Source organism: Duganella sp. HH101 (assembly GCF_001758795.1).
In the GTDB taxonomy this organism is placed as follows: Bacteria; Pseudomonadota; Gammaproteobacteria; order Burkholderiales; family Burkholderiaceae_D; genus Rugamonas; species Rugamonas rivuli.
In genome coordinates, this window is sequence record NZ_LRON01000011.1 from 137,814 (window position 1) to 162,066 (window position 24,253).

The 24,253-nt window shown below is 65.3% G+C and carries 23 protein-coding genes; 11 read left to right on the top strand and 12 right to left on the bottom strand.

Annotated elements, in window-relative coordinates:
• Positions 1–14 precede the first annotated feature (14 nt).
• Genes DUGA2_RS18645 through DUGA2_RS32800 form a run of 6 tightly spaced genes read left to right on the top strand, consistent with a single transcriptional unit; the run spans position 15 to position 7,188 of the window.
• Entirely contained in the window at positions 15–1,466 is a 1,452-nt protein-coding gene (locus DUGA2_RS18645) for an aspartate aminotransferase family protein (RefSeq protein WP_070270985.1), read from the top strand.
• Between the two features lie 19 nt (positions 1,467–1,485).
• Positions 1,486–2,973: an aldehyde dehydrogenase gene (locus tag DUGA2_RS18650; protein ID WP_070270986.1), complete on the top strand. Its 1,488-nt coding sequence runs from the start codon at positions 1,486–1,488 to the stop codon at positions 2,971–2,973.
• Entirely contained in the window at positions 2,955–4,334 is a 1,380-nt protein-coding gene (gene glnT, locus DUGA2_RS18655; protein ID WP_070270987.1) for a type III glutamate--ammonia ligase, read from the top strand. Before DUGA2_RS18650 ends, glnT begins: the two co-directional genes overlap by 19 nt.
• Positions 4,335–4,343: 9 nt before the next feature.
• A complete protein-coding gene (locus DUGA2_RS18660; protein ID WP_070270988.1) occupies positions 4,344–5,681 on the top strand; it encodes a glutamine synthetase family protein in 1,338 nt (445 codons plus the stop codon).
• A gap of 2 nt (positions 5,682–5,683) precedes the next feature.
• Positions 5,684–7,051 (top strand): aspartate aminotransferase family protein, encoded by a 1,368-nt coding sequence (locus DUGA2_RS18665; protein ID WP_070270989.1) that lies wholly within the window; start codon positions 5,684–5,686, stop codon positions 7,049–7,051.
• On the top strand, positions 7,024–7,188 hold the full coding sequence (locus DUGA2_RS32800) for a Txe/YoeB family addiction module toxin (protein WP_083296370.1): 165 nt from the start codon (positions 7,024–7,026) through the stop codon (positions 7,186–7,188). Before DUGA2_RS18665 ends, DUGA2_RS32800 begins: the two co-directional genes overlap by 28 nt.
• 44 nt (positions 7,189–7,232) lie before the next feature.
• Here the strand turns inward: DUGA2_RS32800 and panB are convergent, their stop codons facing one another.
• The 6 genes from panB to DUGA2_RS18695 all read right to left on the bottom strand — a co-directional run bounded on the left by panB (position 7,233) and on the right by DUGA2_RS18695 (position 12,618).
• A complete protein-coding gene (panB, locus tag DUGA2_RS18670; protein ID WP_070270990.1) occupies positions 7,233–8,084 on the bottom strand; it encodes a 3-methyl-2-oxobutanoate hydroxymethyltransferase in 852 nt (283 codons plus the stop codon).
• A gap of 95 nt (positions 8,085–8,179) precedes the next feature.
• Positions 8,180–8,695, bottom strand: coding sequence for a 2-amino-4-hydroxy-6-hydroxymethyldihydropteridine diphosphokinase (gene folK / locus DUGA2_RS18675; RefSeq protein ID WP_070270991.1), 516 nt, complete (start codon positions 8,693–8,695; stop codon positions 8,180–8,182).
• An 18-nt stretch (positions 8,696–8,713) separates the two neighbouring features.
• Positions 8,714–10,120 carry a polynucleotide adenylyltransferase PcnB gene (gene pcnB / locus DUGA2_RS18680; RefSeq protein ID WP_070270992.1) on the bottom strand — a complete coding sequence of 469 codons (1,407 nt, stop codon included), beginning with the start codon at positions 10,118–10,120 and terminating at the stop codon, positions 8,714–8,716.
• Positions 10,113–10,784, bottom strand: a complete 672-nt coding sequence (locus DUGA2_RS18685) for an HAD family phosphatase (protein ID WP_070270993.1) — start codon at positions 10,782–10,784, stop codon at positions 10,113–10,115. The genes pcnB and DUGA2_RS18685 overlap by 8 nt, the downstream gene beginning before the upstream one ends.
• 10 nt (positions 10,785–10,794) lie before the next feature.
• Positions 10,795–11,481 (bottom strand): DnaA regulatory inactivator Hda, encoded by a 687-nt coding sequence (gene hda / locus DUGA2_RS18690; RefSeq protein ID WP_008452571.1) that lies wholly within the window; start codon positions 11,479–11,481, stop codon positions 10,795–10,797.
• Positions 11,482–11,529: 48 nt separating this feature from the next.
• Complete coding sequence (locus DUGA2_RS18695) at positions 11,530–12,618, bottom strand: AI-2E family transporter (protein ID WP_070270994.1); 1,089 nt, start codon at positions 12,616–12,618, stop codon at positions 11,530–11,532.
• 161 nt (positions 12,619–12,779) lie between these two features.
• On the opposite strand from DUGA2_RS18695, the gene purM reads away from it, so the two are divergent.
• The 5 genes from purM (at position 12,780) to DUGA2_RS18720 (ending at position 16,277) form a co-directional block, all read left to right on the top strand.
• Positions 12,780–13,823 (top strand): phosphoribosylformylglycinamidine cyclo-ligase, encoded by a 1,044-nt coding sequence (purM, locus tag DUGA2_RS18700; RefSeq protein WP_070270995.1) that lies wholly within the window; start codon positions 12,780–12,782, stop codon positions 13,821–13,823.
• 72 nt (positions 13,824–13,895) lie between these two features.
• Entirely contained in the window at positions 13,896–15,101 is a 1,206-nt protein-coding gene (locus DUGA2_RS18705) for an ectonucleotide pyrophosphatase/phosphodiesterase (RefSeq protein WP_070270996.1), read from the top strand.
• A gap of 37 nt (positions 15,102–15,138) precedes the next feature.
• Positions 15,139–15,546: a nucleotidyltransferase domain-containing protein gene (locus DUGA2_RS18710; protein ID WP_083296371.1), complete on the top strand. Its 408-nt coding sequence runs from the start codon at positions 15,139–15,141 to the stop codon at positions 15,544–15,546.
• On the top strand, positions 15,536–15,949 hold the full coding sequence (locus tag DUGA2_RS18715) for a DUF86 domain-containing protein (protein WP_070270997.1): 414 nt from the start codon (positions 15,536–15,538) through the stop codon (positions 15,947–15,949). The genes DUGA2_RS18710 and DUGA2_RS18715 overlap by 11 nt, the downstream gene beginning before the upstream one ends.
• 31 nt (positions 15,950–15,980) lie before the next feature.
• Complete coding sequence (locus tag DUGA2_RS18720) at positions 15,981–16,277, top strand: HigA family addiction module antitoxin (RefSeq protein WP_141753315.1); 297 nt, start codon at positions 15,981–15,983, stop codon at positions 16,275–16,277.
• A 15-nt stretch (positions 16,278–16,292) separates the two neighbouring features.
• On the opposite strand, the gene DUGA2_RS18725 is transcribed toward DUGA2_RS18720, so the two are convergent.
• The 6 genes from DUGA2_RS18725 to DUGA2_RS18750 form a co-directional block, all read right to left on the bottom strand.
• On the bottom strand, positions 16,293–17,516 hold the full coding sequence (locus DUGA2_RS18725; RefSeq protein ID WP_070270998.1) for a 6-phosphofructokinase: 1,224 nt from the start codon (positions 17,514–17,516) through the stop codon (positions 16,293–16,295).
• A gap of 57 nt (positions 17,517–17,573) precedes the next feature.
• Positions 17,574–19,583, bottom strand: a complete 2,010-nt coding sequence (locus DUGA2_RS18730; RefSeq protein ID WP_070270999.1) for a S9 family peptidase — start codon at positions 19,581–19,583, stop codon at positions 17,574–17,576.
• Positions 19,584–19,655: 72 nt separating this feature from the next.
• A complete protein-coding gene (locus DUGA2_RS18735; protein WP_070271000.1) occupies positions 19,656–21,710 on the bottom strand; it encodes a sodium:solute symporter family protein in 2,055 nt (684 codons plus the stop codon).
• Positions 21,707–21,988, bottom strand: coding sequence for a DUF4212 domain-containing protein (locus DUGA2_RS18740; RefSeq protein WP_070271001.1), 282 nt, complete (start codon positions 21,986–21,988; stop codon positions 21,707–21,709). The genes DUGA2_RS18735 and DUGA2_RS18740 overlap by 4 nt, the downstream gene beginning before the upstream one ends.
• Positions 21,981–23,510, bottom strand: coding sequence for a sensor histidine kinase (locus DUGA2_RS18745; RefSeq protein ID WP_070271002.1), 1,530 nt, complete (start codon positions 23,508–23,510; stop codon positions 21,981–21,983). The genes DUGA2_RS18740 and DUGA2_RS18745 overlap by 8 nt, the downstream gene beginning before the upstream one ends.
• The gene (locus DUGA2_RS18750; RefSeq protein ID WP_070271003.1) at positions 23,507–24,187 is read right to left on the bottom strand and encodes a response regulator transcription factor; all 681 of its coding nucleotides are present in this window, start codon (positions 24,185–24,187) and stop codon (positions 23,507–23,509) included. Before DUGA2_RS18750 ends, DUGA2_RS18745 begins: the two co-directional genes overlap by 4 nt.
• Positions 24,188–24,253 lie beyond the last annotated feature (66 nt).

Here is a 24,253-nt window from a genome sequence, read left to right on the forward strand (position 1 = left end):
TGATAGGAGCCATCATGTCGAACAGTTCATTGGCGCCAAGCGCCGCATTAGTCGCGTCGGTAAAGGCCGCCGCGCGCCCGGAAGTGTATGACACCGCCGCCATCCAGAAGCTGGACACGGCCCACTACATGCATCCCTTCACCGACCACAAGGCGCTGGGCGAAAAAGGCGCGCGCGTGATGGTGCGCGGCGAGGGCATCTACTTGTGGGATTCGCAAGGCAAGAAGGTATTGGACGGCATGTCCGGCCTGTGGTGCGTCAACGTCGGCTACGGCCGCACCAGCATTTCGGAAGCGGTGTACAAGCAGATGGAGACGCTGCCGTTCTATAACAGCTTCTTCAACACCACCAATATCCCGGCGGTGGAGCTGGCGGCCAAGCTGGTGAAGATATCGCCGCCGCAGTTCAACCACGTCTACTTCACCGGCTCCGGCTCGGAAGGCAACGACACCAATCTGCGCATGGTGCGCCGCTATTGGGACGTGTTGGGCTACAAGGACCGCCACACCATCATCAGCCGCCACAACGCCTATCACGGCAGCACCGTGGCCGGCGCGTCGCTGGGCGGCATGGACGGCATGCATGCGCAGGGTGGCTTGCCGATCCCCGGCATCGTGCATATCGGCCAGCCGAACTATCTGGAATCCGGGCGCGGCATGACGGAGGACGAATTCGGCATCGAAGCGGCGTCGTGGCTGGAGAAGAAAATCCTGGAGGTGGGCGCGGACAAGGTCGCGGCTTTCATCGGCGAGCCGATACAGGGCGCGGGCGGTGTGGTGATTCCACCTGCCACCTACTGGCCGGAGATCCAGCGCATCTGCGACAAGTACGGCATCCTGTTGATCGCCGATGAGGTGATCTGCGGCTTCGGCCGGCTGGGCAAGTGGTTCGCGTCCGAACTGTTCGGCATCAAGCCGGACCTGATCACCTTCGCCAAGGGCGTCACGTCGGGCTATGTGCCGCTGGGTGGTGTGCTGGTTGGCGACCGCGTGGCCAATGTGCTGATCGAGAAGGGCGGCGAGTTCAATCACGGCTTTACCTACTCCGGCCATCCGGTGGCTTGTGCTGCGGCACTGGAGAATATCCGCATCATCGAAGATGAGAAGCTGGTCGAGCGCGTCGGCAGCGAGACCGGTCCGTATCTGAAAAAGCGTTTTGCCGAGCTGGCGGATCATCCGCTGGTTGGCTATGCTGACAGCTGCGGCTTCGTCGCCGGGCTCAATTTGGTGCGCGTTAAAGGTGCGACGGTGCATGAGAATGTGCCGTTCGACGAGGGGCTGGCGGTGGGCATGGTCTGCCGTGGCTACATGTTCGGCAACGGCATGATCATGCGCGCAGTCGGCGACCGCATGATTATCGCGCCGCCGCTGGTGATGACCTGTGCGCAGATCGACGAAATGATCGCGCTGATCCGCCACTGCCTGGACCTGACCTACGCGGACGTCCAGCAGCGCGGCTGGCTGTAATCTGAGATTGGAGACCAATATGACTACAACATCGTGGCACGAGCGGGCGAGCAGCCTGCAAATTGATGGCCGCGCCTTCATCGGCGGCGAGCGCGTCTCGGCAAAATCCGAACAGCAGTTTGAGAACCTGTCGCCGATTGATGGCCGCAAGCTGGGCATGGTGGCGCGCTGCGCCGGCGCAGATGTCGACGTGGCGGTGGCATCCGCACGCGCTGCGTTCGAAGACCGCCGCTGGGCCGGCAAGTCGCCTGCGCAGCGCAAGCGCACCCTGATCAAGTTTGCGGACCTGGTGCAGAAGTACGGTCCGGAGCTGGCGCTGCTTGAAACGCTGGACATGGGCAAGCCGATCAAATACAGCCAGAGCGTGGACGTCGGCGCGACCGCCAACTGCCTGCGCTGGTACGGCGAGGCGATCGACAAGATCTACGACGAGATCGCGCCGACGGCGGCCAACAGCCTGGCGCTGATCACGCGCGAGGCGGTCGGCGTCGTGGCGGCCATCGTGCCGTGGAATTATCCGATGATCATGGCCGCATGGAAGATCGCGCCGGCGCTGGCCGCCGGGAACAGCGTGGTACTCAAGCCGTCCGAGAAATCGCCGTTGACGGCGCTGCGGCTGGCGGAAATCGCACTGGAGGCGGGTATTCCGCCGGGCGTGTTCAATGTGCTGCCGGGTTACGGCCACGAGGCCGGAGCGGCGCTGGCGCTGCACATGGACGTGGACTGCATCGGTTTCACCGGCTCCACACGCGTCGGCAAGCAGATTTTGCAGATGGCCGGTCAATCCAATTTGAAGCGGGCGTGGACTGAGCTGGGCGGCAAGTCCGCCAACATCGTCTGCGCCGATTGCCCGGACCTGGACAAGGCGGTGCAGGCAGCGATTGGCTCCATTTACTTCAACCAGGGCGAGAGCTGCAACGCGCCTTCGCGGCTGTTTGTCGAAGCGTCGATCAAGGACCAGTTCCTCGAAAAGGCGCTGGCGATGATGCCGAGCTTCCAGCCGGGCGATCCGCTGGACGAGAACACCGTCATGGGCGCCATTGTCGATGCGACGCAGTTGAAGACGGTGATGGGCTATATCGAAGCCGGCCAGTCGGGCGGCGCCAAGCTGCTCTCTGGTGGCCGCCAGGCGCGCACCGACACCGGCGGCTTCTACGTCGAACCGACGCTGTTCGACCAGGTCGACAGTGGCATGACCATCGCGCGCGAGGAGATTTTCGGGCCGGTGCTGTCGGTGCTGAGCTTCACCGACGTGAAGGACGCCGTCAAACAGGCCAACTCCACGCCGTACGGCTTGCAGGCCGCTGTGTGGACGGCCGATATCAGCAAGGCGATCCAGACCGCGCGTGCGCTGCGTGCGGGCACTGTGCACGTGAACCAGTACGATGGCGATGACATCACCGTGCCGTTCGGCGGCTACAAACAGTCCGGCAATGGCCGCGACAAATCGCTGCACGCTTTCGACAAATATACCGAACTGAAAACTACATGGATACAAATCGGCTAGACGCTTCGGCACCCCGTTCGACGGAGGAATCGCAGCGCGAGCTTGCTGCGAAAGGCGTGCGCTTCGTGTTCGCGCAGTTCACGGACATCCACGGCGCGGCCAAGGGCAAGCTGATACCGCTGGCCCACCTGGACGATATCGTCTCGCCGGGTGCTGGATTTTCAGGGCCGTCGATCTGGGGTACGGGCTTGCCGCGTACCGGTCCGCGTTCGGAATACTATGGCCGCGCCGATCTCTCCACCTTGAAGATGATGCCTTGGCTGCCGGGCTACGCGCGCGTGGTGCTGGACGGCCATGTGGCGGGCGTGCCGTTCGATGCTTGCCCGCGCCAGGTATTGCGCAAGCAGGTCGAGCGACTGGCGCAGCGCGGCTGGACCCTGAACGCGGGTCTGGAGCCGGAGTTCTTCCTGCTGCAAAAAGGCGCTGATGGCTACGACGCCGAGGCGGCCGACACGCTGGAAAAACCATCTTACGACACCAAGAGCCTGCTGCGCCGGCGCGGCTTCATCGAGAAGCTGACTACGTCGCTGGACCAGTGCGGACTGGGCGTGTTCCAAATCGACCACGAGGATGCGACCGGCCAGTTTGAAGTCAACTACAAGTATGCCGACGCGCTCAAGGCTGGGGACAATTTCATGCTCTTCAAGATGGCGGCGCAGCATATCGCTGAAGAGGAGGGCATGCTGTTCTCGATGATGCCCAAGCCGTTTGCCGACCGTCCGGGCAGCGGGCTGCATTTCCACCTGTCGCTGGCGAACGTCGCCGGCAAGCCGCTGTTCGCACTGGGTGAAGAGACGGAACCGGGCGGGCGCGATCTCGGCCTGTCGTCGCTGGCCTATCACTTCATGGCAGGCCTGCTGCACCACGCCCCGGCGTTGACGGCGCTTTGCGCGCCGACGGTCAATTCGTATAAACGATTAATGTGCGGGCAGTCGCTGTCCGGTACCAGCTGGGCGCCTGCCTTTATCGGCTATGGCGACAACAACCGCACCACGGTGGCGCGGGTGATTTATCAGCGCATCGAGTGGCGGCTGCCGGACAGTTCGGCCAATCCCTATCTGGCGTTGGCGGGCGTGATCGCTGCGGGGCTGGATGGCATCGACCGTGCGCTGGCCGCCGGTGAACCGGTCAATCTGGATGTGTACGAAATGTCCGATGCGGCGCGGGCGGAGCTGGGGTTGAAGCTGCTGCCGCAGAATCTCGGCGAGGCCGCCGCCGCGCTGAAGGCCGACACGGTGCTGGCCGCCGCGCTGGGCGCGGATATCGTCAACGAGTTTGTGGCGCTGAAGAGCGCCGAATGGATCGAATACAGCCAACACGTCAGCGCCTGGGAGACCAAGCGCTATCTAGACCGCTTTTAGGAGCAAGCGATGAGCCAGGCCATGAAGGACTTTCTACGCGACCGCAACATCCACGAAGTGGAATGCGTGATCGCCGACATGACTGGTATCGCTCGCGGCAAGATACTGCCCAAGGATCTGTTCCTCAGCGAGGGCGAGATGCGCTTGCCCAAGAGTGTGCTGCTCAACACCGTCAACGGCGAGCAGCCCAACAATCTTCCCTACACCGGCGCTACTGATCCGGACATGATCTGCGTGCCGGACCTGGCCACGCTGCGGCAGGTGCCGTGGGCGGCGGAGAACGTCGCGCTCGTGATTCACGATTGCCAGAACTTCGATGGCTCGCCGGTCGGCCTGTCGCCGCGCGCCGTGCTGCGCAAGGTGCTCAAGCTGTATGCGGAGCGCGGCTGGCAGCCGGTGGTGGCGCCGGAGATGGAGTTCTATCTGGTCGCGCGCAGCAGCAATCCGCACGAGCCGCTGACGCCACCGCTGGGCCGCAGCGGCAAGACGGAATCCGGCCGTCAGTCGTATTCCATCGACGCCGTCAACGATTTCGATCCTTTCTTCCTGGAGCTTTCCACCTTCTGCAAGCAGCATGAGCTGGGTGTGGAGACGCTGATTCACGAAGCGGGGGCGGGCCAGATGGAGATCAACTTCACGCACGGCGAGGCGCTGGAGCTGGCCGACCGTGTCTTCCTCTTCAAGCGCGCGGTGCGGGAGACGGCGCTGCGGCACGGGATCTTCGCCACCTTTATGGCCAAGCCGATGGAGACGGAGCCCGGAAGTGCGATGCACATCCACCAGAGCGTGCTCGATACTGCGACCGGCGCGAACATCTTCAGCCGCGCCGACGGCGAGGCCAGCGCCTTGTTCTTCAACTATATCGCGGGGCTGGAGCAGTACGCTGCGGCGGCCACGCTGCTGTTTGCGCCGCACGTGAATTCGTATCGCCGCCTGTCGCGTTTCATGTCTGCGCCGACCAATGTGCATTGGGGTTACGACAACCGCACCTGCGGCATCCGCATTCCGAACTCCGCGCCGCTGAACCGCCGCGTGGAGAATCGCGTGCCTGGCGTGGACGTCAATCCCTACCTGGCGATGGCCGCCACGCTGGCCTGCGGCTACCTCGGCATGACGCAGGGCTTGACGCCATCGCCGCCGACGGCCGACAGCGCCGAGCATGTGCACGACCAGCTGCCGCGCAATCTGGAGGACGCCATTCTGCGCCTGCGCGATTGCAAGCCGTTGAGCGACATCCTGGGAGAGCTGTTCGTACAGGCTTTCTGCGAAGTGAAGGAACTGGAGTTCGCCACTTACAGCCGCGTGATCAGCTCCTGGGAGCGCGAGCATTTGATGCTGCTGGTGTGACCATGGCCGGCACCCGCGACGGATTGAACTGGCCACGCGCGCAGGCGCTGGCCGCCGCCGAACGCGCCAGCTACATCGCGCGCAATCCCGAATCGGCTCGGTTGGCGGGGCAGGCCGCGCAGCATCTGCTGTTTGGCGTGCCGATGCACTGGATGAACGACTGGTCCACCCCATTCCCGCTGACGGTGCGCGAAGCATCCGGAGCCCGCTTCCGCGACGCCGACGGCCACGAATACATCGACTTCTGCCTCGGCGACACCGGCGCCATGTTCGGCCACGCGCCGCAGCCGGTTGCGCAGGCCATCGCGCGCCAGGCTGCACGCGGGTACACCGCCATGCTGCCGTCGGAGGATGCCGCGCCGGTGGCTGCCGAACTGGCGCGGCGTTTCGGCCTGCCGTACTGGCAGTTCGCCTTGTCCGCGTCGGACGCCAACCGCTTCGTGCTGCGCTGGCTGCGCGCCGCGACAGGCCGCAGCAAGGTGCTGGTCTTCAACGGCTGCTACCACGGTACGGTGGACGACGTGTTTGTCGATCTGGTGGACGGTGTGCCGGTTCAGCGCGACAGCCTGCTGGGACAGGTGCACCAGCTCACGGATCACACGGTGGTGGTGGAGTTCAACGACCTGCCGGCACTGGAAGCGGCGTTAAAGCAGGGCGACATCGCCTGCGTGCTGGCCGAGCCGGTGATGACCAACATCGGCATGGTGCTGCCGCTGCCAGGCTATTGGGACGCCGCGCAGCAGCTCATCAAGCGCCATGGCAGCCTGTTGGTGATCGACGAAACCCACACCATCAGCAGCGGACCCGGAGGCTACGCGCAAGCGCACGGCATGCAGCCGGACGCGCTGGTGGTCGGCAAGCCGATTGGCGGCGGCATCCCTTGTGCGGCCTATGGCTTTACCGAGGAGCTGGCGCGACGGGTGGAGAAGGCCAAGCGGGATGCGCCGCCCGGCCACTCCGGCATCGGCACCACGCTGAGTGCCAACATGTTCGCCATGGCCGCGATGCGGGCCAATCTGGAGCAGGTGATGACGGAGCAAGCCTACCAGCACATGTTCGCGCTGGCGGCCCAACTGGCGGAAGGCCTGCGCGCCGTCATCGCGCGCCATAAACTGCCATGGTGCGTCACCCAAATCGGCGCCCGCACCGAGTTCCAGTTCGCGCCGACGCCGCCGCAAAACGGCACGCAAGCGCAGGCGATACTGGACAGCGACCTCGAACAGATCATCCACCTCTACCTCCTCAACCGTGGCCTGCTGATTACCCCGTTCCACAACATGCTGTTGGTATGTCCCGATACCAGCGATATCGATATCCAGCGGCTGCTGGCTGTGTTCGAGGAATGCGTCAAGGAGCTATTGTTTACTTGATTCTGCCTCAGAAAAACCAATCGTTGAAGGGAAATTTGACTGGTTTATGGTCGCGTCGGATCGACCTTGAACACCGTCTGGTCTATGCGGTGATGGACGACACGATACATGTCGTAGGCTGCCGTTTTCACTACTAGAACGAATCTGGCGCAGCTTTAAGGCTGCGCCTTTTTTACTTCTCTTAGAAGCAGTGCTCCAACGCCGGGAAGCTGCCGTCCTTGACGGCGGTGACGTAAGCGGTGACGGCGGCGTCGATGCTGGTCTGGCCTTCCATGAAGTTCTTCACGAAGCGCGCTTTGCGGCCCGGGAAGACGCCCAGCAGATCGTGCATCACCAGCACCTGGCCCGAGCAGTCCGGACCCGCGCCGATGCCGATCGTCGGCATCGCCAGCATGTCGGTCACTTCCTTGCCCAGCTGCGTGGGTATCGCTTCAAGCACCAGCAGCGAGGCGCCGGCCGCTTGCAGTTTCAGCGCGTCCGCTTTCAGCATGTCGGCGCTTTCGATGGTCTTGCCCTGCACCTTGTAGCCGCCCAGCTGGTGCACCGATTGCGGCGTCAGGCCGAGGTGGGCGCAGACCGGCACCGAGCGCTCGGTCAGGAAGCGTACCGTGTCGGCCAGCCATGCGCCGCCTTCCAGCTTGACCATGTGCGCGCCAGCCTGGATCAGCTGCACCGCGTTGTTGAACGCGCTCTCCGGCGTGGCGTAGGCGCCGAACGGCAGGTCGGCGACGATCATCGCCGACTTGCTGCCGCGCGCGACGGCGGCCGTGTGGTAGGCCACTTCGGCCACCGTCACCGGCAGCGTCGACTGGTGGCCGTTGCAGACCATGCCCAGCGAATCGCCGATCAGCAGGATCTCGACGCCGCAGCGGTCCATCAGCGAGGCGAAGCTGGCGTCGTAGCAGGTCAGCATGGTGATCTTTTCACCGGCCGCGCGCAGGTTCGCCAGCGTGGGGATGGTGACTGCCTTGTTGGCGACCGCTTTGGCCGGTGCAGGTGCGGTGGTGGCGGCAGGCTTTTGGCTCGCGGCCATTTCGTTTCCTTGCAAATAACCAGACATGGGAAATCCTTTAAAGATGTGATGACACGGCGATAGTGTAGTCCTGAATGCTATCGCGTGCAGGGGAGTCAAATAATGGGGCTGATGCCCTGATCGGCTACCGAGGCGGCATAGTCCTGCGCCGCGCCGCGACCAGGGATGTGGATGGCCGGCGCCAGTTCCAGCAGCGGCACCAGCACGAAGGCGCGCTCGGTCATGCGCGGATGCGGCACCGTCAGCGTGGCGCTGGCGATCTGCCGGTCGCCGTACAGCAGCAGGTCCAGGTCCAGCGTGCGCGGGGCGTTGCGGTAGGGCCGCTCGCGGCCATGCGCCTGCTCGATGCCGTGCAGCGCTTGCAGCAGCGCCTCGGCGTCCAGCGTGGTGGCGATGCGGGCCACGGCGTTGATGTAGTCGTCGCCGCTCGAATCGATAGGCGCGGTGCGGTACAGGCCCGACGCCGCCATCAGCGTGCAGCCGGGCAGGCGTTGCAGGCGCTCCAGCGCGTCGGCCACGTTGCCGCGCGCGTCGCCCAGGTTGGCGCCGATGCCGATGTAGGCGATGGTGAAGGCGAAGCCGTCTTCACCTGTTTTGCCGATGATGCTCATGACGCGTCAGGGTGCAGCTTATTCCGCGCCGCCGCCGTCGCCGCCGCCGGAACCGCCGGCATTGCCGCCGGCGTTGCCGCCTTCAGCGCCGCCCTTGCTGCGGCCACCGCGGCGCGGTGCGCGTTTGCGCTTGGCGCCGCCGGAACCGGCCGGCTGGTTGGCCGATGCGATCAGGTCTTCGCGGGTGGCTTCGTCGCCTTCATAGAACGCGGTCCACCACTCGCCCAATTCGGCGTCGATCTCGCCCGATGCGCAGCGCAGCAGCAGGAAGTCGTAGCCGGCGCGGAAGCGCAGGTGTTCCAGCAGCTTGTGCGGCGACTTGCCGGTGCGGCGCTCGAAGCGCGGCTGCATCGACCAGATGTCGCGCATGTCGGAGCCGATCTTGCGCTGCAAGGCCAGCTTCTCGGTCTGCGAATCGAGCACGTCGTCGGCCGCCAGGTGCAGCGCGGGGATGGTTTGCTCGCCCGAGGCGCGGTAGGCGGTCCACTTCTCCAGCACCTGGTGCCACAGCAGCGACGCAAACAGGAAGCCCGGCGATACGGTCTTGCCGGCGTGGATGCGGGCGTCGGTCGAATCGAGCGCCAGCGTCACGAACTTGGCGCCCAGCGGCTGTTCCAGCACCACGTCCAGCAACGGCAGCAGGCCGTGATGCAGGCCTTCCTTGCGCAGCTGCTGCAGGCAGGCCAGCGCCTGGCCGCTCATCAGCAGCTTGAGCATTTCGTCGAACACGCGCGCGGCGGGCACGTTGTCGATCAAGGACGCCATCACGGCGATAGGCGCGCCGGTGTTCGGTTCGATGGTGAATTTGAGCTTGGCGGCGAAGCGCACCACGCGCAGCATGCGCACCGGGTCTTCGCGGTAGCGCGCTTCCGGCTGGCCGATGATGCGCAGCGTCTTGGCGCGGATGTCTTCGATGCCGCCGTGGTAGTCCAGCACCTGCTGGTTGGCCGGGTTGTAGTACATGGCGTTGATGGTGAAGTCGCGGCGCACCGCGTCCTCCGCCTGCGAGCCGAAGGTGTTGTCGCGCAGGACGCGGCCATGTTCGTCCTTCGGCGCGTTGTCCAGCGTGGTGCCACGGAAGGTGGTCACTTCCAGCAGATCCTGGCCGAACATCACATGCACGATCTGGAAGCGCTTGCCGATGATGAAGGCGCGGCGGAACAGGCGCTTGACCTGCTCCGGCGTGGCGTTGGTGGCGATGTCGAAGTCTTTCGGCTTCACGCCCAGCAGCAGGTCGCGCACGGCGCCGCCGACGACGAAGGCTTCGTAGCCGGCTTCCTGCAGGGTGCTGGTGACGCGCACCGCGTTCGACGACAGCAGGCGCGGGTCGATGCCGTGGGCGTCGGGGCCGAGGACCACCGGCGTGCTGGTGTCGCGCGCCTTGCTTTTGGAGCCGAGGATTTTGCGGATCAGTTTCTTAATCATTGAATAGGTCAATTAATGGCCAGCCTTGGGCTGTGGCGTGCGTTTTCAGTGCGGCGTTGGGGTTGGTCGCCACCGGATGGCTGACGATGGACATCAGCGGCAGGTCGTTGTGCGAGTCGCTGTAGAAGTGGACGGTGTCGAAGTCTTCCAGCGTCTTGTCCATCTTCGCCAGCCAGGCCTTGGTGTGGGTGATCTTGCCCGCGCCCTGGGTCGGCGTGCCGACCAGTTTTCCGGTCAGCTTGCCGTCGGCGTCCACTTCCGGCATGGCCGCGATCAGGTGCTCCACGCCCAGCGCCTTGGCGATCGGCGCGGTGACGAAGTGGTTGGTGGCGGTGACGATGGCCACCAGGTCGCCGGCGTCGATGTGCTTTTGCAGCAGCGCGCGGGCGGCCGGGCGGATCGCCGGCTGCACCACTTCGGCCATGTACTGCTGCTGCATGGCCTTCAGGCGGTCCTGCGGGAACGAGGCCAGGGTGCCGAGCGAGAACTCCAGGTATTCCACCGGGTCCAGCGTGCCGGCCTGGTATTGGGCGAAGAACTCGTCGTTGCGGCGGGCGAATTCGGCGGCGTCCACGGCGCCGATGCGCACCAGGAACTGCCCCCACTCGTAGTCGGAGTCGATCGGCAGCAGCGTGTGGTCGAGGTCAAATAAGGCTAAGTTCATGCAGGATTCGTCATTCTTTAGCTTCCGCCTGCAACCACTCGCGCAGCAGCGGCAAGGTGATCGGGCGTTGGGTTTCGAGGGAATATTGGTCCAGCGAGTCCAGCATGGTCGACAGCGACCGCATGTCGCGCTGAAAATGGGACAGCAAGTAGGGTATCACGCCGGGCGACAGCGTCAAGCCGCGTGCGGTGGCGGCGGCGCTCAGCGCGGCCACCTTTTCATCGTCGGTCAGGCCGTGGATCTGGTAGATCAGGCCCCAGCCCATGCGGGTGCGCAGGTCTTCGCGCACCGGCAGCACGGCCGGCGCGACGGCGCCGCTGCACACCATGAAGGCGTTGTTGGCGCGGATTTCATTGAACAGCGCGAAGGCGTCGATCTGCGCCAGCGGCGACAGCTTTTCGCAGTCGTCGAGCAGGTACAGGTCCACCTCCGGCGAGTAGACGAATTCGGACTCGATGGAGAACGGCGAGATGTAGCGCGCGCGCAGCTGCTCGGCCTCGCCGCCGGCGCTGGCCAGGGCCTTGAGCAGATGGGTCTTGCCGACGCCGCCCGCGCCCCACAGGTAGGCGAAGTGCTCGCGCGACGTGCGGTCGGCGAACTGCGCCATCAGCGCTGCCGCTTCGGCATTCTGTCCCACCTCGAACGATGCGAGGCTGTGCGCCTGGTCTGCGCCTAAATCGAGCACCAGTTGTTTCATGGCGTACGCCTGATTATGATCTTTTGCATAACGTTTTTCTGTTCCACGTCACGCATTATAGAAGCTGCTGCTCAGGTAGTGGCGGCGCAGATGCTTAAATGCCACCATTAGCACGGCCGAAGCGGGCAATGCCAGCAGCACGCCGACAAAGCCGAACAGCTGGCCGAAGGCCAATAAGGCGAAGATCACGGCCAGCGGATTGAGGCCGATGCGCTCGCCCACCAGGCGCGGCGTGAGGAAAAAGCCCTCGATCACCTGGCCGGCGCCGTAGATGACGGCCACCGCGATCACGCCGCTCCAGTCGGCAAATTGCAGCACCGCCGAGATCAGCGCCAGCACCAGGCCCAGGCCGAAGCCCAGGTAGGGGATGAACACCAGCAGGCCGGTGATGATACCGACCGGCAGCGCGACGTCGAAGCCGGCGATGGCCAGCGCCGCCGAGTAGTACACGGCCAGCACGAACATCACCAGCAACTGGCCGCGCAGGTACTGGGCCAGCAGGGTGTCGACCTCGTTGGCCATGTCCATGGTGGCGCCTATCCAGCGGCGCGGCACGCAGCCGGCGATACGCGCCAGCATCGGGTGCCAGTCCAGTAGCAGGTAGAACAGCACCACCGGGATCAGCACCAGCGTGGCGATCCAGCCCAGCACCGCGGTGCCGCCGACGCGCGCCGAATTGAGCACGGCGCTCCAGATCTCGTCGCCGCTGGTGGCCATCTGCTGCGATACCAGCTTCTTGATGCCGTCGCTGTCGAGGCGCACCTTGACGCCCATTTCCTGCAGCTTGGGGCCCAGCAGGTCGTTGGCCTTGGCCAGGAAGGCGGGGATTTGCGCCTGCAGCATCGGGATTTCCTTTTGCAGCACCGGCACCACGATCAGCACCAGCGCGGCGATGGCGGCGAAGAACAGCACCACCACCAGCAGCACGGCCAGCGGGCGCGGCACGCGCAGCTTCAGGCGGCCGACGCGCAGATGGTCGAGGAAATCGACGCCCGGGTTCAGCGCGTAGGCCAGGATGGCGGCGGCCAGGAAGGGCGTCAGCACCGGTCCCAGCGTGACCAACAAGAGGAAGAATGCTGCCCAAACCGCCACCCAGAATGCCGTTTGCTTTTGCTCTACCGAGAGGGGAAATGGCATGGAGTGTGATTTAGATGGTTAAAAACGGCTGTTGGACGGGGCATTTTGATAAAATAGCGGATTGACCGGGTTGTTGTGCTGCTTTTTCCGCATTTTCGTGGCTTTTTGCTACGAAACAGGTCTCCGCCTTCTATTTTACCGCCTCCGCTGCGAAATACACCATGAGCCAAACTTCTAATGTTTCCCTGTCCTACCGTGACGCCGGCGTCGATATCGACGCGGGCGACGCTTTAGTCGAAGCGATCAAGCCTTTTGCCAAGCGCACCATGCGCGAAGGCGTGATGGGCGGCTTGGGCGGTTTCGGCGCGATGTTCGAGATCAGCAAGAAGTACAAGGAGCCCGTCCTGGTCTCCGGTACCGACGGCGTGGGCACCAAGCTGAAACTGGCGTTCGAGCTGAACCGCCACGACACGGTCGGGATCGACCTGGTCGCGATGAGCGTCAACGACATCCTGGTGCAGGGCGCCGAGCCGCTGTTCTTCCTCGACTACTTCGCCTGCGGCAAGCTGGACGTGGCCACCGCGACCGACGTCATCAAGGGCATCGCCCAGGGCTGCGAACAGGCCGGTTGCGCGCTGATCGGCGGCGAAACGGCGGAAATGCCATCCATGTACCCGGCCGGTGAATACGACCTGGCCGGTTTCGCGGTCGGCGCCGTGGAAAAATCGAAAATCATCGACGGCACCAAGATCGTGCCGGGCGACGTGATCCTGGGCCTGGCCTCGTCGGGCGTGCACTCCAACGGTTACTCGCTGGTGCGCAAGATCATCGAAGTTGCCAAGCCGGACCTGGAAGGCGACTTCCACGGCCGCAAGCTGTCGGACGTGCTGATGCAGCCGACCCGCATCTACGTCAAGCCATTGCTGGCGCTGATGGCTTCGATGGAAGTCAAAGGCATGGTGCACATCACCGGCGGCGGCCTGGTCGAGAACATCCCGCGCGTGCTGCAGCCTGGCCTGGTGGCCGAGCTGGACGGCAAATCGTGGACCATGCCTCCGCTGTTCACCTGGCTGCAACAGCACGGCGGCGTGGCCGACGCTGAAATGCACCGCGTGTTCAACTGCGGCATCGGCATGACCGTCATCGTTTCGAAAGAAAACGCGGCAGCCGCCATCGCCCAGCTGGAAGCGGCCGGCGAGACCGTCTACACCATCGGCGCGATCCGCGCCCGCGTGGGCGACGAGCACCAGACCGTCGTCGTTTAAACGATAAGCACTCTTCAAAAAGCGGACCACGCCCCGGCGTCGTCCGCTTTTTTTATGCCTGGACCCTGAACAATGACATCAAGCCTGAAAAAACTGGCCGGCCTGCTGGTGCTGGCCGCGAGCTGCTGCGCCATGGCGCAGGCGGCGCCGCTGACCATCCTGGTCTCGATAGACGGCATGCGTCCCGATTACCTGGAACGCGGCGTCACGCCCCATCTGAACCGGCTGGCGGCGCGGGGCGCGCGGGCGCTGGCGATGCGGCCATCGTTCCCGTCGCTGACTTTCCCCAACCACTACAAGCTGGTGACGGGGCTGCGGCCCGACCGTCACGGCGTGGTGGGCAACAATATGGACGACGCCGCCATCCCCGGCGTGCGCTTCAGCCTGGACAACGAGGCCGCTGTCACCGACCGCCGCTGGTGGGACCAGGCCGAGCCGGTGTGGGTGACGGCCGAGTTGCACCGCATCCGCGCCGGCACGCTGTTCTGGCCGGGGTCCGAGGCGGCGATACACGGCGTGCGGCCGACGGCGGCGCCGCCGTTCGACGGCAAGCAGCCGGCCTTGGTGCGGGTCGACCGGCTGCTGTCGTGGCTGGGGCGCTCGGATGCGAAGGCACTCGGCTTCGCCACGCTGTACCTCGACGACGTCGACCACGCGGGCCACACTTTCGGCCCGGACGCCGGACAAACCACGCGGGCGGTGGCGCGTGTTGACGAGAGCATCGGACGCCTGCTCGATGGCTTGGCCAAGCGCCGTCTGGACTTCAACATCGTCATCGTTTCCGATCACGGCATGGCGCAGACCAGCGCCGAACGCGTGGTGCGCATGGACCGGCTGCTGCCGGAGGGCAGCTACAACAAGGTGGCCAGCGGCTCATACGCGGGGCTGGAGCCGGTGGCGGGACACGAAGATGAGCTCGCGGCCGCGTTGCTCAAGCCGCACGCGCATATGCAGTGCTGGCGCAAGGGCGAGATCCCGGCGCGGCTGGCGTATGGACGCAACGCGCGCGTGCCGGCTTTCATCTGCCTGGCCGAAACCGGCTGGTTGCTTGCGTTCAATGACAAGGCGATGCCGAGGGGCGGCGCGCACGGCTACGACAACGCGGCGCCGGAGATGGGGGCCATCTTCATCGCCGCCGGCCCGGCCATCAAGCCGGGCGTGGTGCTGCCGGTGTTCGACAATGTCGACGTCTACCCGCTGCTGATGCGCTTGTTGCAGCTGACACCCCTGCCATCCGACGGCGACATCGCGCCGCTGCTGCCGGCGCTCGCGCCATAGTGTAAGCTTTAGCCACACACTGAATGCAGGAGTGGCAATGGGAGCGAATATTTCTGAGCAGGAGATCGTGTCCGCATTGCGCCTGCGCTTGCCCGGGCTGCTGGCCGTCTACCTGTTCGGCAGTCGGGCAACGGGGCAGGCGGGCGGCGACAGCGACCTTGATCTTGCAGTGCTGGTTGAGGGCAAGCTGGAGCCGTTGGCGACCTGGGAGCTGGCGCAATCGCTGGCCGGGTTGGTCGGCTGCGACGTTGATTTGATCGACCTCCGCGCCGCATCGACGGTCTTGCAATACCAGGTGATTACCACCGGCGTTCGTCTGTGGAACAAGGACGTGCAGGCACCTTTGTACGAATGCGCGATCCTGAGCCAAAAGACGGATCTCGATACGGCCCGCGCCGGTCTGCTGGAAGACATTGAGCGTGAGGGGCGCATATATGGCCGATGACGTCATCCTGAACAAGGCGGCCACGATAGAGCGCTGCGTGGCCCGCGCTCGCGAGGAGTATCTCAAAAATCCTGCCACGTTCGGTGCGGATCACACGCGGCAGGACCCCGCGATCTTGAATATTCAGCGAGCGTGCGAAGCCGCGCTGGATATGGGCCAGCATCTGATACGCCGCGAGCGGCTGGGCGTTCCGCAAAGCGCTCGGGACGTGTTCAGTTTGTTGGCGGGCGCCGCATGGATAGACTCGGCGCTCGCGGATGTCATGAAACGCATGGTCGGCTTTCCCAATATCGCCGTGCACAACTATCAGGCGCTACAGTTACCGATCACGGTCGCCATCATTGAAATGCATCTGGACGACTTTCTCGACTTTAGCCGGAAGATCATTCTGCACGACGTTTAGGCGAACGGCCTGGCATCGATTGGAGGTGAACATGATGACTATGCACCCAGGGGAATATCTTCTTCTGTCCTATGTCGAACCCCACAAAATTAGTCCTCAAGAGCTAGCTGACCGCCTGGGGCTGCCATTGAAGGCAGTGCAAGGATTGCTTGCTGAAGAAATCGAGCTGACGGCGGAAATGGCGGTGCGGCTTGAACTGGTGTTCGATCGGTCGGCAATGTCGTGGATGGACATGCAGGTTGCGCATAGTCTGATGCAGGCAAGAAAAAAGGTCGACACTGCAACAGTGCGACCTTTCGTTTTTCCTGTCAAAGCAGATGCGGCCTGAGTGGCTGCAGCCTAGTTATCCGCGCGGTTTCTTCAGGATCTTCTCCACCGGCGCCGGCCTTAAGCGGAAGGCGTCGGGCATGCCGGAACCCAGGAGCGGCCGCAGGTACATGCGGAAGGCGTCGGTCACATCGGTGCCGCTGGCGCTGATGAACTCGTCCTCCATCACGCGCGTCTTGCCGGCCACGTCGGACAAGGCCATCAACTCGTAGTCGACCGAATAGAAACCGGTGCGCTTGATCGCCACCGAGCCGTCGCGCCCGCCCCACATGGCGAACTGCACCGCCTTCTCGCCGACTTCGCGCGCCTCGCGCTGGTCCACGTCCGACACGCAGCCGATAAACGACCGTTGCAGATAGCCGAAGGTGTCGCCGCGCACGCGCTTGATGCCCAGCTTGGCCTTGATCTCGTCGCACAGCAAATCGGCCAGCGCGCCGGTGCCCGACAGCTGCACATTGCCGTGCGCGTCGCGCTCGACTTCCTTGGCCAGCAGGCTGGCGATAGGCTCGCCCGACGCGTCATGGATGCCCTCGGACACGGCGATCACGCAGCGGCCATAGCGCGCATAGGTGGCTTTGACGTCGACCAGGAACTGCTCCAGCGAGAACACCCGCTCCGGCAGGTAGATCAGGTGCGGGCCGTCGTCCGGGAACTTCTTGCCCAGCGCGGCGGCGGCCGTCAGGAAGCCGGCGTGGCGGCCCATCACCACGCCCACGTACACGCCCGGCAGCGCGGCGTTGTCCAGGTTGGCGCCGGCGAACGCTTGCGCGACAAAGCGCGCGGCCGAGGGGAAGCCCGGTGTGTGGTCGCTGCCGACCAGGTCGTTGTCTATGGTCTTGGGGATGTGGATGCAGCGCAGCGGGTAGCCGGCCTGCTGCGCCTGCTCGCTGACGATGCGCACCGTGTCCGATGAATCGTTGCCGCCGATGTAGTAGAACTGCTCGATCTCATGCGCCCGCAGCACCTTGAAGATCTCTTCGCAATACGGCAGGTCCGGCTTGTCGCGCGTGGAGCCCAGCGCCGACGATGGCGTGGCCGCCACCAGCTCTAGGTTGTGGCTGGTCTCGCGGGTCAGGTCGACCAGGTCTTCGTTGATGATGCCGCGCACGCCGTGCAGCGCGCCGTAGACGCGGCTGACGTCGCGGAAGCGGCGCGCTTCCAACACCACGCCCGCCAGCGACTGGTTGATGACGGCGGTCGGACCGCCTCCCTGTGCGACCAGAATTTTTCCCGACGACATGCGCGCTCCTCCGTGTTGGTTGTACCGGTTTGCTGCAACGAGACTATAGCGCGACTTTCAGCGCGCACCGATATTCTTGTCGAGGAATTTCTCGACCCGGTTCCAGAAGTCGTAGCGGGTCTTGGGCAGCGCCCAGCCGTGGCCTTCGTCCGGATACTCTATCCATTCGACGTTGGGATTGGTCTGCTTGACCGCCTTGTAGAACTTGGTGCCATGCGGCAGCGGCACGCGCATGTCGGCGCCGCCGTAGGCCAGCAGCAGCGGCTGCTTGATGCGCGCCGCCTGCAGCAGCGGCGAGGTGGCTTTCAGCTGCTCCGCATCCTTGACCGGATCGCCGACCATCTCCGCCATGCCGTACTGGCGCCAGCCGTCCGACATGTCCGATGTATAGGCCCAGTGGCCGTCGTGCAGCAGGTTGATGTCGGTGACGCCCAGCCAGTCGATGCCGCACTGGTACAGGCCCGGATCGTTGATCAAGCCCATCAGCGTGGCATAGCCGCCGTAGCTGGCGCCGGCGATGCAGATGCGCTTGGGATCGGCCGTGCCCTGCGCGATGGCCCAGCGCGTGCCGTCGGCGATATCGTCCTGCATCTTCAAGCCCCATTGCTTCCAGCCGGCCAGGTAGTGGCGCGCGCCGAAGCCCTTGCTGCCGCGGTATTCCGGTTCCAGCACGGCGTAGCCGCGCGAGGCCAGGAACTGCGCCTCCGGATCCCACGCCAGGTTGCCGCCGCGGACGTAGGGGCCGCCGTGCACCAGCACCACCATCGGCAGGTTCTTGCCGCCGCCTTGCGGCACGGTCAGCCAGGCCGGGATCTCCAGGCCGTCGCGCGCCTTGTAGCGCACCATGGTCCTGTGCGCCATCTGCGTCGGGTTGATGGTCGGGTGGCTGGCGCCGACCGCGCTCAGCTGCATGGTGTCGCGGTTGTACAGGAAGGTGCGCGACGGCCACACGTCGCTGAAGGACGTGACCAGCACCCACGGCGCTTCCGGCCGCGTCGGCGGCGTCAGCAGGTTGATGGTGTTGGGCAGCATGCCGTCTATCTTGTCCTGCATCGCCTTCATCGCCGCGTCGAACCAGACGGTGCCGGCGGCGTCGGTCAGGTAGCGCACGCCGAGTATCTTGTGCTGGTCCATGATCAGGTGGCCGTTGAAGTCGTAGCCGTCCAGCGTCACCACCGGATCGTCGGAAATCTTGTTGGTGGCGAAATCGTAGCTGTGCACCGAGGCGATGTTGCTCTTGCGGTTGATGACGATGTACAGCGTGCCGTCCGGGCCGAACGCCAGCGGCGTGAAGGCGCCCTTGCCGCCGGTGTAGCTGTCGAACGCGGTCAGCCGGCGCCATTCATTGTTGGCCGGATCGCGGTAGTGGATCTCGCTGGTGCGGTCTTTCGAGGTCATCGTCAGGCGCGGCTCGCCCTTGTTATCCAGCAGCCAGCCCATGCTCGCGCCGGGGCGGGCGATGGTGGCCGCCACGCGGCCGGTCACGGTGTTGATGCGCTGCAGGTCGACATAGTCCACCTGGCCGGGGCCGCTGATGCTGCTGTTGAGCACATACATGGATTCGGAATCCTGCGCTCCATCCTGGTCCAGCATATACGTGTGCCACGGCAGCAGGTCGCGTGTCTGTATGCCGCTGAAGCCGCTGGTGATGAAGGGCGTGCCGTTGCGCATCGCCAGCTGGCGGAAGCCGGTGCCGTCGCGGTTGATCGCGTACAGGCCGGGCGCGTAGCGCTGGTCGCCCTGGGCCAGCGTGCGGTCGGCGGCGGTGAAGGCCAGGCGCTGGTCGCTGATCCACTGGAACTTGCCGATGTCGGCGTCGCTGAAGTTGCCCACCACCTTGACCGTGTTCGGGCCCAGCTCGACCACGGCCAGGCGGTCGCGCTGGTCCTTGGCGCCGACTTTGACGGCCAGGTATTTGCCGCTGGGCGACAGCAACGCCCCGCTGAACTCGGGGTTGCTGAAGAAGTCTTCGACCTTGGGCCGGGCCGGCGGCGCGTCGGCCGCCTGGGCGGTGGAGCATGCCTGGCCGAGGGCGCAGGCCAGTAGCAGGAGGGTGCGGAGTGTCATAGGTGGAGTCGGAGTGGCGTGTCACCGGACAATAGCATCAAGTTGTTAAATCCGCCACACTCGCTGTGTATCTTAAAGTTCCGGCGCGCGGATGTAGTCGACCATCGCGCCGGTCTGCTGGTCCGGCGCCGGCGTCAGCAGGCTGACCGCGATCATCGTCAGCAGCCCGGCCGGCACGCCGAAGATGCCGGCCGACATGGGCGCGATGTGCAGCCATTGCCCGGCCGCGCTGCCGCCCAGGATGGGATTGGTGTGCAGCATGTAGTACAGGCAGACGGTGAAGCCGGCCGTCATGCCGGCCAGCGCGCCCTGGTAGTTGGCGCGCTTCCAGAACACGCCCAGCACCAGCGCCGGGAACAGCGTCGAGGCCGCCAGCGAGAAGGCCGCGCCCACCAGCGACAGGATGTCGCCCGGCTTTTGCGAGGCCGCGTAGGCGGCGATGAAGGCCACGCCCAGCAGCAGCAGCTTGGAGATCGTCACCCGCTTCTGGGTCGAGGCGGCGCGGTCGACGATCTTGTAGTAGACGTCGTGCGACAGCGCGTTGGAGATCGCCAGCAGCAGGCCGTCCGCGGTCGACAGCGCGGCGGCCAGGCCGCCCGCCGCCACCAGGCCGGACACCACGTAGGGCAGGCCGGCGATCTCCGGCGTGGCCAGCACCAGCACGTCGGCGTCGATGGTGATCTCGGCCAGCTGCACCACGCCGTCGTGGTTGATGTCGCTGATGCTGAACAGCGGATTGAGCTTGTCCACATTGGCCCAGTACGACACCCAGTTGGGCAGGTGGGCATAGTCGCTGCCGACCAGCGCGCTGTAGATGTCGTATTTGACCAGCACCGCCAGCGCCGGAATGGTCAGGTAGATCAGCAGGATGAAGAACAGCGTCCAGAACACCGACACGCGGGTCTCGTGCACCGACGGCGTGGTGTAGGAGCGCATCAGGATGTGCGGCAGCGCGGCCGTGCCCAGCATCAGGCAGAACACCAGCGCCAGGAAGTTGTTGCGCTTGATGTCCGAGCTTTCCTGGTCGCCCGGGTAGGGCGTGGCGTGCGGCGTGATCGGCTCGGCCCGCGCCAGGTTTTGCGCGCGCGCCTCGGCCCAGCTGCGCGCCGCCTCGTCGGCGTTTTTCGGATAGGCGATCAATGCCCGCTCGGCGTTGCGGATGTCGAGCAGCGAGGCGTTGCGCAGCTTGACGCTGTCGAGCTTGCGCTGGACCTCGATGCGGCCTGCCTCCCACGACGCCGGCAGCTGGCGGATGCGCACCTCATAGTCGGCGGCGCGCTGACGGAAGATGGCGCGCACCTCGGCCTCGCGCGGATCGTTTTGCAGCACCTGCTCGCGCGCGCTGAGCTTGGGCAGCAGCTTGCCGTAGGCGACCTGCGGGATGGGGTTGTCGCTGTGCTTGCCGGACAGCCAGACCGCCGGCATCAGGAAGGCCACCAGGATGATGATGTATTGCGCGACCTGGGTCCAGGTGATGGCGCGCATGCCGCCGAGGAAGGAGCACACCAGGATGCTGGCCAGGCCGAGGAAGATGCCGACCGAGAAATCGACGCCGGTGAAGCGCGAGGCGATCAGGCCGACCGCATAGATCTGCGCCACCACGTAGGTGAAGGAGACGATGATGGTGGCGGCCACCGCCAGGATGCGCACGGCGCGACCGCCGCGGTTGTCGCCGTGGCCGCCGCCGTAGCGGGCGGCCAGGAAGTCGGGGATGGTGTACTGGCTGAACTTGCGCAGATACGGCGCGATCAGCAGCGCCACCAGGCAGTAGCCGCCGGTCCAGCCCATGATGTAGGCCAGGCCGTCGAAGCCGTGCAGGTAGAGTCCGCCGGCCAGGCTGATGAAGCTGGCGGCGGAGATCCAGTCGGCGGCGGTGGCCATGCCGTTGAACATGGCCGGCACCCGCCGTCCGGCGATATAGTATTCGAGCACGTTGGAGGTGCGGCCCAGCACGCCGATCGACGCGTACAGCACGATGGTGGCGAACATGAACAGGTAGCCGATCCACACGCGCGACATGCCTTCCTGCTCCAGCACGGCAAGCGCGACCAGGAAGCAGGCGAAGCCGGCCGTGAACAGCAGGTAGTAGCTGCTCAGGCGGCGGAAGAAGCTGCGCTGGATGGTCATGCGCGCCGCTCCGGCGGGCCTGGAGTGGCGGGCGCGGCGGCGCGGTCGAGCCGCCGCATGCGCCACGCATAGATGGCCAGGATGGCGAGGTAGACCAGCGACGCCCCCTGCGCCGCCAGGTAGAACGACAGCGGCCAGCCGAACACGCTCAAGCCGGTCAGCTCGCGCGCGAAGAAGGCGGCGCAGAAGCCGGTGGCCAGCCAGGCCAGCAGCAGGATGGCGGTCAGGCGGCGCGTCTTTTGCCAGTGTTGGGCGCGGGTGAGCGGAGGCTTAGCCATAGTGGGGCGGTTCGCTTTCGTCTTCCGGTGCTGGCGGCGGCAGCGGGAAGCTGAGCCGGAACAGCGCGCCCGGCAGCTTGGCCTGCTGCGCGCGCGGGTTGTTGTAGATGTCGACCTCGGCGCCGTGCTGCTGGGCGATCTCGCGCACGATGGCAAGGCCCAGGCCGCTGCCTTCGGCGCTGTTGCCGAGGATGCGGTAGAAGCGCTCGAACACCCGGGTGCGCTCGGCCGGCGCGATGCCCGGCCCGGTGTCCTCGACTTCCAGCAGGCTGTGCTCGTCGCCGGCGCGCACCCGCACGGTCACGCTGCCGCCGGCCGGCGTGTAGCGCAGCGCATTGTCGATCAGGTTCGACAGCAGCTCGCGCAACATGGTCGGATTGCCGACGATCTGCACCGGCATGGCCGGCGCCTCGTAGCCGAGGTCGATGCGCTGGGCGAACGAGGCCGGCACCCAGTCCTGCACCGCGCTGCGCGCCAGTTCCGACAGGTCCAGCGGCAGCATGGCGGTGCCGGCCTGCGGCTGGTTCTCGGCGCGGGCCAGGGCCAGCAATTGATTGACCAGGCGGGTGGCCGCTTCCGAACTCTTGGCCAGCTGTTCCAGCGAGCGGTGGATCTCGCCGCTGTCGGTCTGGCGCAGCGCCAGTTCGGACTGCATGCGCATGCCCGCCAGCGGCGTGCGCATCTGGTGCGCGGCGTCGGCGATGAAGCGCTTCTGCATGTCGATCGACAGCGACAGCCGCGCCAGCATGTCGTTGAGCGAATTGACCAGTGGCGAGATTTCCTCCGGCACCTGGTTGGAGGCGATCGGGCTCAGGTCGTCCGAGCTGCGCGCGCGTATCCGCTCCTGCAATTGCGCCAGCGGCGACAGTCCGCGCGCCAGCGCGAACCACACCAGGGCCAGCACGATGGGCAGGATGATGAACTGCGGCAGGATCACGCCCTTGATGATGGCGTTGGCCAGCTGGCCGCGCTTTTCCAGCGTCTCGGCCACCTGCACCAGCGCCAGCTGCGGCTCGTCGCCGCCGGCGCGCTCCAGCCGCACGTAGGCGTAGGCCACGCGCACCGGCGTGCCGTGCATGGTGTCGTTGCGGAAGCGCACGCTGGCGCGCGGCTTGTCGTCCTCGTCGATGACGGGCGGCGGCAGGTCGCGGTCGCCGTCCACGTGTTCGCCGCGCGGGCCCTGGATCTGGAAGTAGACGCTGTCGACATCGTCGGCGCGCAGGATGTCCCGGGCCGGGCCGGACAGGCCCTTGATGACCTTGCCGTCCACTGCATGCACCTGCTGCGCCAGCACGGTGACGCTGTCTTCCAGCGCGTGGTCGAAGGGCTGGTTGGCGATGGACTTGGCGACCAGGTAGGTGATGGCGATGCTCATCGGCCACAGCAGCAGCAGCGGCGCCAGCATCCAGTCGAGGATTTCGCCGAACAGCGAGTGCTGGATATCGTCGTCCGCCTCGGCCGCCGGCGGCTGGTAGTCCAGCGCCAGTTCCGGCGGCGGTTGCGGTGCGGCCGGCGGTATCACTTGGCGGCGTCCGCGTATTTCTCCAGGCAGTAGCCCAGTCCGCGCACGGTGGCGATGCGGATGCCGCCGACCTCGATCTTCTTGCGCAGCCGGTGCACATAGACCTCGATCGCGTTGTTGCTCACTTCCTCGCCCCATTCGCACAGGTGGTCGACCAGCTGTTCCTTGGAGACCAGGCGGCCGGTCCGGGCCAGCAGTATTTCCAGCAGGCCCAGCTCGCGCGCCGACAAGTCCAGCATCTGCTCGTTGATGTAGGCGCTGCGGCCGACCTGGTCGTAGCTGAGCGGGCCGTGCTTGACCACGGTGGCGCCGCCGCCGGCGCCGCGCCGGGTCAGCGCCCGCACCCGCGCCTCCAGCTCGGACAGCGCGAAGGGCTTGGCCATGTAGTCGTCGGCGCCGAGGTCGAGGCCGTTGACGCGCTGCTCGATCGAATCGGCCGCCGTCAGTATCAGCACCGGCAGCAGCGAGGCGCGGGCGCGCAGCCGGCGCAGCACTTCCAGCCCGGACAGCTTGGGCAGGCCCAGGTCCAGGATCAGCAGGTCGAATTCCTGGGTCGAGAGGGCGGTATCGGCCTCCTGGCCGTTGCTGACGCAATCGATGGCATAACCGGACTGGCGCAGCGAGCGGGTCAGGCCATCGGCCAGAACGCTGTCATCCTCGGCAAGTAAAATACGCATGTAAGACACTCCGGCTGCAGAAGCTTGTATTGTGTTTCATTTCCTTTAAGGTGGCGAGTTTTTGTG